Genomic DNA, 13007 nt, shown 5'->3' with positions numbered 1-13007 from the left:
ATTTAGGAGGATTTCAAGAGATGACACTTATTCAATCGTTTACCGAAGGGCAGGAAATTACGGGCTTCTATCTGCTGAAATCGCTGCAGGTCAAACAGACGAACGCCACGCCGCCCAAGGATTATTTGGATATGATCTTATCGGATACGAGCGGGGAAATCCCGGCGAAACTGTGGGATACCTCCTCGACGGACAAGGAGACGTTCTTCGCGCCGATGCTCGTCAAAGTGCGGGGTATCGTCCAGCTGTACCGGGAGCGGCTGCAATTTAAAGTAACGCAGATCCGGCCGGCCAAGGATGAAGACGGGTACAGCATTACCGATTTCGTACGGTCAGCTCCCGTGCAGCCGGCGGACCTGGTCTATACGATCAAGGCGGCGGCGGCAAGCGTTCAGGATCCCGAGCTCCGCAAAATTATCGAGCACTGCTACGGCAAGGTTGGGGATAAGCTCATGCATTATCCGGCTGCCAAAGGCATGCATCATGCTTTTTACGCAGGCCTGGCCTACCATGTCGTGCGGATGCTGGAGCTGGCCGAGTTCGTGTGCATGCAGCGGCCGTTTTTGAATCGGGATCTGCTCGTGGCGGGTATTATTTTGCATGATATCGCAAAGACGGAAGAACTGACGGCGGAGCTGGGCATCGTCAGCGAGTACAGCTTCACCGGTAAGCTGATCGGCCACATTCCGCTTGCGGTCAGCTGGATCACGGAGGCGGCGGTGCTTCACGGCATGGACCTGAACGCGGAGAAAATCGTGCTGCTGCAGCACGTTATTCTGGCCCATCATAATTTGGCCGAGTGGGGCAGTCCGGTGCAGCCGCAAATCCCGGAGGCGCTTGCCCTGCATCTCATCGACCAGATGGATGCCAAGCTGCAAGCCGCCGAGGACGCCATCGATACGATGTCCATGACGGATGAATGGACCACGCCGGTACGGGCGCTGGAGAACAAGGCGTTCTACCGTTCGAAATACGGCAAGGCTTAACGTTGTGAGCTTTTTCGTCTGATTTCCGGACTTTATACGATATACGATCCTGAATTCATAAATAATGGGGAATGTTAAAACAGTCAGTGTGCGGTGACCCGCCCTGGCTGTTTTTTGATCTTCAGCGGCAACTAACGCATGGGGCAGCCGGATCTTACATCGCGTAAGAAGCGGCTGGAGCGGAGGGACGATGGCTGCACAGGAATCCGATTGCGAATTTTCCGGTTTATGGTAAAATCTTCGCCAATACAAATGGCTATTGAGATCCATGATGAAATAAAGGAGCATGCCCTTGAGAAATGTAACAGTGGGAATGATGATACGAAGGCTGCTTATTTTTGTTTTTGCCGCGCTGCTGCTGTTCCAGTTGGTCGACTGGCTCCCATGGAGAGACGGCAACCGGCTTATGATCGCGGACTTGAAAAACGACGGCCGGGTTACGGCGTATCCGGTGAACCGGAAACTGAACATGGATGACGATACATTTACTTTAAAGGAGCTGTACACCACGTCCAAACGGACCGCGATCCGCTACGCTTTCCGCAAAAAGGTGCGGGACGGCTGGTCCTTCCCGACGGCTTCCGTCAAGCTGCTGGACGCGTCAGGCAACGAACTGATCCAGCACGGGGCGAGCAGCACCGGAGTGCCATGGGGAGAGAACGGATGGATCTATTTTGACCCTCTGCCTGCAGGGACGAAGAAGCTGACCCTCCGCTATGATTGGTATGACCGGCAGAGTGAGCTGCCGATTCTCCTGGAGAAGGAGGAGAGCACCCAATGAAGATCAGCAGGCTGGGTGGAGTGCTGGAATGGTGCGCGGTCCTGATTTTGTTCATCATCCTGCTGTGGGTATCCGGATTGGATCGCGGCAGCTTTACGGCGCAGGGCGCCCATGAGCTTTCCGAGCGAAGCTATCATTACGGGCCGTCCAAGGTCGTGAGGAAGGTTCAGGTGGATCAGGATACGGTGGTGTTCCTGGGCACCTACAAGCAGTGGTTTTCTGCCGATACGGTTACCTGGAGCCATTTTAAATGGCATCCCAGCGGAGGTGTCGCCGGTGTGCCCAAAAACCCGGAAAAACCGCTGGCCTACAGCTGGGATATGAAGAGCACCGGATCGGATGGCGGGCTGGCCAAATTTTACGGTTATGTCAACGATCCCGACATCGTTACCGTGGAACTGGATGTGGTGATAGAGGACCGCGGCAGCAATACGGCGACGTCGGGAACGGAGCGGCAGCGCATATCGGATGACCGCATGTTCCTGTTCGTGTGGAAAACGGAGGGACGGGATTTCTCATGGCAATCCATCAAAGGACTGGACCGGGAGGGAAAGGTCAGGTACGAGCATAAGCTGCAGTAACGCCGCAAAAGTCGCAGCACGGGGGACATAGGCCGTCTTTATTCCTTTCCCCGGTCCCCGGGAATCTGAAATCCCTATGGTAAAATGCCTCCGGATTATGATATACTGAATATCCTTTTTAAGCGCGGCTTATGGATAAACCTTAAGCATTGGCTTACAAGAGCAGGAGCGGTTAACCCGCTCCTTAATACTTTTAGGAGGTAACTGAAAGTGGAGACCGATTTTCAAAGTGCCTATCAAGAGGAAGAGAGTAGGCTGAATGCGACGATCGCTGAGATCGACCGCCAGCTTGAGAGGCTGGGCGGCATTCCGGTATACACCGGGCATGATTTTACGGAACAGGTGCTGGAAGCGGGCCGGGAGGAGAAACGCCAGGCCCTGGCTAAAAGCCTGCAGGAGCCTTATTTCGGCAGGCTGGACTTCCAGGAAGGAAGCGGGGAGCGCAAGCCGCTCTACATCGGAAAAATCGGCGTAGACCAAGCGGAGGTCGGCGACCACCCGATGGTCATTGACTGGCGGGCGCCGGTGGCCAGCCTGTTCTATTCGTTTACGGGCGGGGAAGAAACGGCTTCGTACGAAGCGCCTGAGGGCATCATTGAAGGGCTGGTGTATTTGAAGCGGAACGTGGTGATCCGCAAGCAGATTTTGGAGAGGGTGGCCGATACATACAACCGCGAGAGCGACCAGCCCGCCGTGTCCGACGAGTTTCTCGTGTACCGGCTGGGCGAGAACAAGGACAATCGCCTGCGGGACATCGTGTCGACGATCCAGGCGGAGCAGGACCGGATCATCCGGGCCGCACGGAACACGGCGCTCATCATCCAGGGGGTGGCGGGAAGCGGTAAAACAACCGTGGCGCTGCACCGCCTGGCTTTTCTGCTGTACCAGTACAAGGACCAGGTGTCGGCGGACAAAATGATCATTTTTGCCCCGAACCACATGTTTCTGGATTACATCTCCGACGTGCTGCCTGAGCTCGGGGTCGGGGATATTCAGCAGAGTACGTTTGCGGACTGGGCACTCCAGCTGCTGAGACTTGACCTTTCGCTGGCCGATAACGAAGAAACGCTGCGGTATTGGTTCGAGACGCCGGGGGGCATGCCGGAAATCACCGATAACGTGCCGGGACGGTTCAAAGGGTCGATTGTGTTCATGCAGATGATCCGTGACTGCTTGTCGTCTATGGAATCGAGTTCGGTGCCACCTGGCGATTTTATGCCGTGGGAAGGGGCAACCTTGGCTAGAGAGACGATTCTGCATTGGTTCAATGAGGAATATAAGCCGTACCCGCTGGCGAAGCGAAAAGAAAGGGTCATGGCCAGAATCCACCGCTGGATCGAAATGGAGCTGAAAAAGTCACCTTCGGCGGCAGCGCTCAAGGATCGGAAGAAGAAGGCGGCGCAGCGTGAAAAGTCGTATGCGAACAAATGGCCGAAATACGAGCCGCTGCTGCTGTACAAGCAGATGTTCAAAGCCGTCAAAACGGCCGGCGGCTGGCCGGAGGAAGCGCTGAGCGGCATCCCTGCCGCGGTGCTGAAATCTACCCAGTCCGACTTGAAAAAGGACATCATCCGGGAAGAGGATCTTCCGGCTCTCCTTTATATGCACTACCTGCTGAACGACATTACGGGGGAGCAGCGCTTTGACCATATCGTCATCGACGAAGCGCAGGATTTCTCCCCGTTTCAGGTGGCGGTGCTGGACTTGTTCGTGCGGGGACACTCCTTCACGATTTTGGGCGACTTGTCGCAAGGGATCCACGCCTACCGCGGCGTCCACAGCTGGGAGGAAATGAGCTCGCTGTTTGCTCCGGAGAACACTGCCTACTTTGCCCTGACGCGAAGCTACCGCTCGACGATGGAAATTATCGAATTCGCCAACGGCATCCTGGAAAATGGCGTGAAGAGCGATCTGCTTGCCGTACCCGTTTTCCGCAGCGGCAATCCGGTGCGCATTCTTCCATATCATACGGGAGAAGCGGGGAGGGTCCGCTCCCTTCAGGAAGGGCTGCAGCAGCTGGCCGGCGGCGATTACCGGACGGTAGCCATTCTCACGCGGACGCTGGCCGACGCCGCCCGGCTGCATGAGCAGATGGCCCCTGGAATACCCGACCTGCATTTGATAGACGGCGGCAAAAAGGCGTATGAAGGCGGTTTATCGGTTCTGCCCGTGTATTTGTCCAAAGGTTTGGAATTCGACGCCGTCATCGTGGCCGATGCGGATCTTGCCCATTACGGCGATCAGGCTTGGGATGCCAAGCTGATGTACGTCGGCTGTACGCGCGCGCTGCACGAGCTCTGGATCATGCATGAGGATGTGGTGCCGCAATATTTGAACAACCCGCAGGAGGATATCGTCACAAGCGGGTGGAAATAGCATCGAACTTAAGACCGTTCCTTTCACAAGGGACGGTCCTTTTTTTGTGATAACCGTTGCAGCCCAGTTTTTCAAAATACGATTGACAGTTCCTGGGAGGGGAGATATACTGAAGACAAATGAATGAATGATTCATTCATAAAAAATGGGCAAAGGCGGTCGATCGAATATGAACAATACGGTACGGTTCAACAATAGCCGGACGCTTGAAGGCAAATATATCGTGATCACGGGAGCGACCAGCGGCATTGGTTACGCGGCGGCAAAGGCATTGGTCCTGAGAGGGGCGAAGCTGGGCATCGTGGCCCGCAGCCGCAGTAAAGCCGCGGAATTGTCGGCAGAGCTGGGTAAGATGACAAACGGGGAAGCCCAGATAGACTGCTTCATTGCGGATATGTCATCCCAGCAGGATATCCGCCGCGCAGCGGCAGAAATATTGAACCGCGTTCCCCGGATCGACCGCCTGATCAACAACGCGGGAACGATGTTTGTCAAGAAGAAGCTGTCCGAGGACGGCCTGGAAATGACCTGGGCGGTGAACCATCTGGGCCCGTTTCTCCTGACCAGCCTGCTGCTGGATCGGCTGATAGCGAGCGGCGATGCCCGGATTATTACGACTTCCTCCCATGGTCATAAAATGGCGAGAAAGGGCATTGACTTCAATGATATGAACGGTGACCGCCTGTACAGCGGACTAAAGGCGCTTCTCGGAGGTGCGAATCTCCGCTATGGCCAGAGCAAGCTGGCGAACATTTTGTTCACCGCCGAGCTGGCCAGACGGCTCAAAGGTACGGGAGTTACGGCTCACTGTTTTGATCCCGGTCTGGTGGCGACCAACTTCAACCAGGATAACGGAGGGTTGGCCCGGCTGACGATGGCCTGCATGAAGCCTTTTTCCCGAACGCCTGAACAAGGGGCCCAGACGCTCGTATGGCTCGCAGAATCATCGGAGCTTCTGCTGAAGAGCGGCGGTTATTACGCGGACATGAAGCTGCAGACGCCATCCAATGCTGCGCGGGATGAAGCCGGCGCGAGCCGTCTATGGCAGGTGAGTGAAGAACAGACCGGACTTCTTGCCGGACCGGGCTTACGACGGATACAATAAAAGCAGGGAAGACTGATAAAAAGGAGGGCGCCAACGTGGCACCGCTGAACGAGCAGCAATTGGAACAAATTCATGATGAACGCAGGGAACAGATCAAGAAGGCGGCGCTGAAGGTGTTCGCCCGGCACGGAATCAACGGAACGAAAATGAGCATGATTGCCGCCGAAGCTGGAATCAGCCAAGGGCTGTCTTACCGCTACTTCAGCTCCAAGGAAGAGCTGTTTACCGAACTCGTGCAGGAGGCGATGGAGGAGGCGCAGCACTCGATGAAGGAGCTGGGGCGTATGCCGGGAAGCCCTGCCGAGCAAATCCGCGTCCTGACGGAGGCTATGCTGGAGGGTGATAATAAGGATGCCTTTCTGCTGATCCACCAGGCTCAAACCTCGAGCGATGTTCCGGAGCGGGCGAAGGAAATGATCGGGCGGTATTCGCCGGAGGATACGATTGAGCAGCTGGTCCCGATTCTGGTCAAAGGCCAGGAAGCAGGCGAATTTCGCGAAGGAGACCCCCGCCGGCTGCTGTTTCTCTATCTGTCTGCGCTGACGGGCTTAATGCTGCAGGAGGTACCGGGACAGCCGGATTATTGGCGGAATGAGAGCGGCCTTCTGATGGGAATTCTCCTCCGGTAGCCCGGTACAGCAGCGGTGGTGAGGAATATCCTATCATCATTGAAGAGGTAAAGAATATTTATATCCGTTCTTTCACTTGCTGGAATTCCCAAAATATGAGTTAATAAAGGTGTCGGACGGCCGACGATTCTGTACGAAAGGAGGCTGATGCAATTTGATCACACAATACGAGGTGGTCTTCGCGTAAGCGAAGCCCCGCAGTATCGGGGGGCCGATCGGCTCCCCTTATACCGTTTTATTAAAATATATGGGTACATAATTCGAAAGGAGGCGAAAACAGCATGATCCAAGCATTTAGCGGGTTTGAAACAACCGTCGGAACTGGACATCTGTTGAAGTTTAAGGAGGACGTTTATCGTGAATTACAAAAACGGGAGGGATGTGCTTCCCCCTAGTTTGCTGAAGGAACTTCAGAAACATATTGAGGGCGAGCTGATTTACATCCCGAAGAGAAGCAACGAACGCGTCGGATGGGGTGTAAACAGCGGGACACGGCAAATGATCGAACGCAGAAACGAGGAGATCTTTGCTCTTCATTGCCAAGGTCATTCAATCGAATACTTGAAACAGGCTTTCCACCTGTCTCAGGAGAGCATCCGTAAGGTGATTTTTAAAAAACGGTCGGAACACGCCGAGGATGCCTCGAAACAAAAAGTGTCGGCACGCCAGTAGGCGAACACCTCCCCATCTATGCGTAATATAGATCGGAGGAGAAAAAATATGATGGAACACCACTATGTACAAGAGAAATTGATGGAATACAAGCACGCGGATCTGCACAGACGAAGGAGCCGGTTGCTGCGTGCTACGGAAAAACCTGTGGAAAGCACAGTACAGCTGTATGCCGGTTGGAACAGTCCATGGCCAGGTATGCTCTCGCGTTTGTTCCGCTCCAAAATGCGACAGCAGTAAAGAGTGCGCGCAGCGTTAAACCTCTTTTTCATATGCTCGAAATGGCTCAGCAGGCGGGCCGTTTCTAAAGAAACCGTTCGGATGCTGAACGGTTTTTTGCTGTTTAAGATTATAGAATTTATAAATTTCAGCGAAGCTGAACCATTCTATAATCGCAAGAAAAACTTCAGCTAAACGCGGTCTGTCTTCTTTGGAAGTACGTCGATAGACGTTTTTCTTATGCACGGAAGTCCGCCTCCTTCCTTCTTTTGGCTGCGGTTACAAAGCAATAGCATCGGGGCTAAGCAGTAAGGTACAATGAAGAGGGGGCATATTCAAGCGGTTACGAAAGCAAAAGGACATGCTGCACCCAGATATCCGTGAACCGCGAGGTGATGCAATGAGTCCGAAAGGTTTGACGGTCAGGGAGATGCTGAAGCTGCCGGTGATGGAGCATGCGCAGTTGATCAGCGGGGAACGCGGTCTTGACCGTATCGTACAATATATAGATATTTGGGAGGTTCCCGATATCGGAAATTGGCTGCGGGAAGGCGAGATGGTGCTGACGACAGGCTATTCGACCCGGAACGACCCGTCGCTGCTGGTCGAAATGATCGAACAGCTCGCCAAAGTGAACGGGGCGGGGGTGGCCATTAAGCCGGAACGCTTTATTCCCCATATCCCGCAGGAAATGATCGATAAAAGCAACCAATACGATATTCCGATCATTCAGCTTCCTATCGGGATGGCTTACATTGACATAACATATCATGTTATGGATCAAATTTTAAACCGACAGGCTGTGCTGCTGAGGCGGGCCGAAGAGGTCAATAAGGCGCTGACCCGGCTGGTATTGAACAATAAAGGCATTCAAGTCGTCGCTGACAACGTCTCGGAGTTGATTGATTCGCCGATATGGATTATCGGTAAGGCCGGAGAGGTGCTGGCGTCGTCGCCGGAAGGGTACCCTTACCGGTCTTCGGGGAAGCATCACCAGTGGGAGGTTAGCGTCGACAACAAAATGCTGGGTAAATTCGTGGTGGAGAAGCGGGAGCTGAATGAGCTGGATCTCATGCTGATTGAGCAGGCAAGGCTCGTTTTCTCGCTTGAGCTGATGAGGAACAAAATCGCCAAGGACACGGAAAACCGGCTGAGGGGCACGTTTTTCGAGGAGCTGATTTTGAACACGGTGTCCGATGAGCGGGTGACGGCCTCCAGGGGCCGGCAGCTCGGTCTTTCGCCCGAGTGGCTGTGGGAAGTGGCTGTCGTCGAGGCGGACGAGCCTTTTTACAATGAGGACAGTACGGTCGTCACGAATATTCAGGCGTTCATACGTAAGGAGTCTGCCGCGCGGAAAGTCCGGTCCCAGCTCCAAATCCATGGGGGAAGGATCGTGCTGTTTCTGCCCTCCGCCAAGCCTGCGGGACAGGACCGGCGGATCGTGGACAAGGATGTGCCGCTTCCATGGTGCGATGCCCTTTCCGGGCAGCTGAGCTCTTGGGAAGGGGTGCGGATGGGCATCGGCCGTCCGGGCTCCCTGGTCGAGGCACACCGAAGCTATGGCGAAGCCCGAACGGCGGTGTCAATCGGATACCGGCTGAACCAGGAGCGTCGGATGTTCACCTACACGGAAGTGGAGATGATCCACCTGCTGCAGGAATCGACCGACCCTGCCCGCCTGAACCGGTTCGTTGAGGAAAAGGTAGGCGTGCTCGCTGAACATGACAGGACCCACGGCACAAATTACGTCAGGACGCTATATCATTATATGGCGACAGGCGGCAGCCTGAACGAAACGTCGTTGCGGATGTTTATTCACCGCAATTCGGTAAATTACCGGATGGACCGGATTAAATCGATTATCGGCCTAGATTTGAACAATCCAAGGTGCCGTTTCGAATTGTACTTATGTACGACATTTTATTTATTAAATCATTAGCGGATCAAAGCGACCCTTTGTGCCATGAGCACAAAGGGTCGCTTTCAGTTTTGGTGGATGAGTACATTGTTCCATCGGGGTGAAAGGCATAAAATCTAATGTAATATATTTTAACATCAATAGTTTAAAGGAACGAAGGGGTGATCGACTTGATAGGATTAATTCGTGTATTTACGGCGAAAGATAATGAAGTGCTGCAAGCGCATGGAAACATGATTCAAGAGCAATTTGAAGTCCCTGTCATGAGCAGAAGCATACCTGATCAACCGCTGGGCATTTACGATGATGCGTCGGAGGAAGCAGCCCTTCCGAAAATCGTAGAGCTTGGCATCCAGATGGAGCAGGAAGGCTGCCGCCTGCTGATTGTCAGCTGTGCCGCCGATCCGGGTGTCCGGGAATTACGCAGCCGTGTGTCGATCCCCGTCATCGGGGCCGGAAGTTCGGCTGCTTTGGTCGCTCTCTCGCTCGGCGAGCCCGTCGGATTAATGGGGATCACCGAAGGGATTCCGCCGGTCATGAAAGTATTGCTGGATGAGCTGATCGTAGGATACTCCCGGCCTGAAGGCGTGACCAATACGACGGATCTGATGACAGAAGCGGGACGGCAGAAGGCGCTGGAAGGAGCACGGTCCCTGGTGGAGAAGGGAGCAAAAGCGATTGTATTCGCTTGCACCGGTTTCTCTACTATTCATTTTGCCGATGTGATCCGGAAAGAGCTGCAGGTTCCCGTCGTTGATATCGTCGAAGCGGAAGGCTTGATGGCCGCCAACTATTATAAGCAGATTATTTCCGCTACCTGATCGCTCGAATTTGCCAGTACTGTATTACCCTGATGCGAGGCGGTGGAATCTCCCTTCTCATAAGGATTGGGAAGAAGATACTTTTCCTTAACCTCTGAGTGGGCATCCGGGCCCAGCAGCACCGGGCGTGGCATAAAACATATCCTTCAAATGCGGCCTGCAATATAGATTGAACTATAGAAATGAATGTTAAAGTGCCAAGTGAAATTCATATATATTGGAGGCGTTATCATGAGCGAAGTAAAACACGAAGCAGAACAAGCAGGCGGCAAAGAGAAGCACCCCAGCATTTTTGAGCCCTTTGGCTTGATACTCAACATCGTTACCGCCATCCTGGGTGCCATCGTCGGGATACAAATCGTTACCACGCTTGGTGTTACGCCGAATACGGCTATTATCGGAGCGCTCGTAGCGATGCTGATCGCGAGGATTCCGATTGCGGTCTTTAAAAAATACAAGTCGGTACACCGGCAAAATATGGTGCAGACTTCGATATCCTCGGCCACGTTCGGGGCGGCCAACAGTTTGTTTATTCCGATCGGCATTCCGTTCGTGATGGGGGAAACGAAGCTGATCGTTCCGATGCTGATCGGTGTAGCGCTGGCCATGTTCGTGGATGCGGCGCTGCTGTACAAGCTGTTCGACTCGAAGCTGTTCCCCGCGTCAGGGACATGGGCTCCGGGCGTAGCGACAGCCGAATCGATCATAGCCGGCGATAAGGGCGGCAAGCGCGCCGGACTGCTCGGCGTCGGTACGGTACTCGGACTCATCGGTTCCTATTTCCACATTTCGATGTCGGCCTTCGGCGTCGCCTTTATCGGCAACATCTGGGCGCTCAGCATGTTCGGCATCGGCCTTCTGATCCGGCAGTATTCCATTCCGTGGTTCAACATTAACGTGGAGGCTCTCTATATCGCCCATGGCGTCATGATCGGCGCAGGGATCGTCGCCCTCGTTCAAGCCGCGATTCTGATTTTCAAACGGCCGAAAAAATCGGAACGGGAAGCTGACGATTCGAAGTATACCCGTACGGAGGGTGAAGCGAGACGCTCCCTGGGACTGGGCTTTGTCGCTTACCTGATCATCGCACTTATTATCGCCATCATCGGCGGCCTGATGACGAAGATGTCGCTCGGCATGCTGATCGGCTTCCTGTTCTTTGCGGCCTTTGCCGCGTTTGTGCACGAAATTATCGTCGGCATCGCGGCGATGCATTCCGGCTGGTTCCCGGCGTTTGCCGTCGCGTTCATTACGCTTTTGTTCGGTATGCTGATCGGCTTTCCACCGGTGGCGCTGGCCCTTTTGGCCGGATTCAGTGCCGCTACCGGCCCAGCGTTTGCGGACATGGGATACGACCTGAAGACAGGCTACATTCTGCGCGGCAACGGGGAAGACCCCGAATTTGAAAAGCGGGGCAGAAAGCAGCAGTACATGACAGGCATGATCGCCTTCGGCGTAGCCGTTATCGTTGTTGCCCTGACGTATAACTCCTACTTCTCGCAAAAGCTCGTTCCGCCGATCGATACGGTTTACGTATCGACGATTCAAGCGGGAACCTCGGGCGACGTGGCAATGAAGCTGCTGCTGTGGGCCATTCCTGGCGCCATTCTGCAGCTCATCGGCGGCGCCAAGCGCCAGATCGGCGTCATGTTCGCGACAGGCCTCCTCATTGCGACACCGAACGCCTGCTGGGCGGTCCTTGCGGGTCTCTTGATCCGGATCGTTGTCCTGAAAGTGAAGGGGAAGGAAGCCGAAACGCCAATGAGTATCCTGGCGGCCGGTTTTATCGCAGGGGACGCGCTGTACAGCTTCTTTAACTCGATATTCAAAATCAGAAAGTAGGTGCATACACCAATGGCACGTATACCTTTGGATGAAAGCATGATGGAGAGCGCCGTTTATGGCGGCGCAGTATTGGGCGGCGGCGGCGGCGGCTGGATCGAGGAAGGCCTTCAGATCGGCCGGCTCGCGCTCGAGCTGGGGCAGCCGGAGCTGCGCACCATCGACGAATTCGCCGATAACGACACGCTCGTGACCGTATCGCTGGTCGGTGCACCGGGGGCAAAGGATAAGTACCTGAAGCCCATTCACTACTCCAAAGCGCTGGACATGCTGACCGGCTTGCTCGGCAAGCCGATCTCGGCCATTCACACCAACGAGAACGGGGCTGGCACAACGGTCAACGGATGGCTGCAGTCGGTCATTACCGGAATTCCGCTGGTCGACTTCGCCTGCAACGGCAGAGCGCATCCGACAGGCACGATGGGTGCCCTGAATCTGACGGAGGTTGAAGATTACGTGTCCCACCAAACGGCCATCGGCGGTAAAGGTGACAACTATCTGGAGTTCAGCGTCTCCGGTTCCCTTGGCAAAGCGGCGTCGATGATCCGCAAGGCGTCGGTTGAAGCGGGCGGCCTGGTCGCAGTGGCGAGAAATCCGGTGACCGCAGCTTATGCGAAGCAAAACGGCGCTCCGGGAGCCATCTCGCAGGCGATCGAAGTCGGCCGGGCGCTGCTCGGCGCCAAAGGCGAAGCAGCTATCGAAGCAGTTGTCGCCAAGCTCGGCGGCCGGATCGTGGCGGCCGGAGAAGTGACGGATTTTCAGATCGAGACGACCGGCGGATTCGATGTCGGGACCGTGCAGATCGACGGGTTCGAAATGACGTTCTGGAATGAATACATGACGCTGGAAAAGGACGGGGGACGCTTCGCGACATTCCCGGACCTGATCATGACCCTGGACGCCAAGACGGCCAGACCGGTCGTGACCGCCGCTTTGGAGAAGGGGCAGCAGCTCGCCGTGATCGTCGTGCCGAAGGAGAAGCTGCTCCTCAGCACCACGATGCGCAACAAGAAGCTGATGCTGCCGGTGGAAGACATTATCAAGAAGCCGGTTCTGGATTATTTGTTCTAAATCGTT

Annotated in this window: 12 protein-coding genes; 11 read left to right on the top strand and 1 reads right to left on the bottom strand. The window is 54.8% G+C overall.

Features of this window, described 5'->3' with window-relative positions; genetic code table 11:
* Window positions 1–20 precede the first annotated feature (20 nt).
* The 7 genes from BCV73_RS20165 (at window position 21) to BCV73_RS20135 (ending at window position 7130) form a co-directional block, all read left to right on the top strand.
* Entirely contained in the window at window positions 21–986 is a 966-nt protein-coding gene (locus BCV73_RS20165; RefSeq protein WP_076177002.1) for a 3'-5' exoribonuclease YhaM family protein, read from the top strand.
* 313 nt (window positions 987–1299) lie between these two features.
* Window positions 1300–1767: a DUF5643 domain-containing protein gene (locus tag BCV73_RS20160; protein WP_089548341.1), complete on the top strand. Its 468-nt coding sequence runs from the start codon at window positions 1300–1302 to the stop codon at window positions 1765–1767.
* Entirely contained in the window at window positions 1764–2348 is a 585-nt protein-coding gene (locus BCV73_RS20155; RefSeq protein ID WP_089548340.1) for a DUF5044 domain-containing protein, read from the top strand. Before BCV73_RS20160 ends, BCV73_RS20155 begins: the two co-directional genes overlap by 4 nt.
* Window positions 2349–2558: 210 nt before the next feature.
* The gene (locus BCV73_RS20150) at window positions 2559–4724 is read left to right on the top strand and encodes a HelD family protein (protein WP_089548339.1); all 2166 of its coding nucleotides are present in this window, start codon (window positions 2559–2561) and stop codon (window positions 4722–4724) included.
* Between the two features lie 169 nt (window positions 4725–4893).
* Entirely contained in the window at window positions 4894–5829 is a 936-nt protein-coding gene (locus BCV73_RS20145) for an SDR family oxidoreductase (protein ID WP_256992917.1), read from the top strand.
* Window positions 5830–5864: 35 nt separating this feature from the next.
* Window positions 5865–6458: a TetR/AcrR family transcriptional regulator gene (locus BCV73_RS20140; RefSeq protein ID WP_076177007.1), complete on the top strand. Its 594-nt coding sequence runs from the start codon at window positions 5865–5867 to the stop codon at window positions 6456–6458.
* Window positions 6459–6815: 357 nt separating this feature from the next.
* Window positions 6816–7130, top strand: a complete 315-nt coding sequence (locus BCV73_RS20135; RefSeq protein WP_089548337.1) for a CD3324 family protein — start codon at window positions 6816–6818, stop codon at window positions 7128–7130.
* 255 nt (window positions 7131–7385) lie between these two features.
* Here the strand turns inward: BCV73_RS20135 and BCV73_RS20125 are convergent, their stop codons facing one another.
* Window positions 7386–7595 carry a hypothetical protein gene (locus BCV73_RS20125; RefSeq protein ID WP_089548335.1) on the bottom strand — a complete coding sequence of 70 codons (210 nt, stop codon included), beginning with the start codon at window positions 7593–7595 and terminating at the stop codon, window positions 7386–7388.
* Window positions 7596–7749: 154 nt separating this feature from the next.
* On the opposite strand from BCV73_RS20125, the gene BCV73_RS20120 reads away from it, so the two are divergent.
* The 4 genes from BCV73_RS20120 (at window position 7750) to BCV73_RS20105 (ending at window position 13001) form a co-directional block, all read left to right on the top strand.
* Window positions 7750–9288, top strand: a complete 1539-nt coding sequence (locus BCV73_RS20120; RefSeq protein ID WP_089548334.1) for a PucR family transcriptional regulator — start codon at window positions 7750–7752, stop codon at window positions 9286–9288.
* 242 nt (window positions 9289–9530) lie between these two features.
* Window positions 9531–10088 (top strand): aspartate/glutamate racemase family protein, encoded by a 558-nt coding sequence (locus BCV73_RS20115; protein WP_481855796.1) that lies wholly within the window; start codon window positions 9531–9533, stop codon window positions 10086–10088.
* Window positions 10089–10319: 231 nt separating this feature from the next.
* Complete coding sequence (locus BCV73_RS20110; protein WP_089548332.1) at window positions 10320–11930, top strand: OPT/YSL family transporter; 1611 nt, start codon at window positions 10320–10322, stop codon at window positions 11928–11930.
* A 12-nt stretch (window positions 11931–11942) separates the two neighbouring features.
* Complete coding sequence (locus BCV73_RS20105; RefSeq protein WP_089548331.1) at window positions 11943–13001, top strand: DUF917 domain-containing protein; 1059 nt, start codon at window positions 11943–11945, stop codon at window positions 12999–13001.
* The last annotated feature ends 6 nt before the right edge of the window (window positions 13002–13007 follow it).

The sequence above is a fragment of the Paenibacillus sp. SSG-1 genome, from assembly GCF_002224835.1.
In the GTDB taxonomy this organism is placed as follows: Bacteria; Bacillota; Bacilli; order Paenibacillales; family Paenibacillaceae; genus Paenibacillus_AQ; species Paenibacillus_AQ favisporus.
Note: the sequence above shows the minus strand (reverse complement) of the source record. Positions and strands in the feature narration are given on the sequence as shown.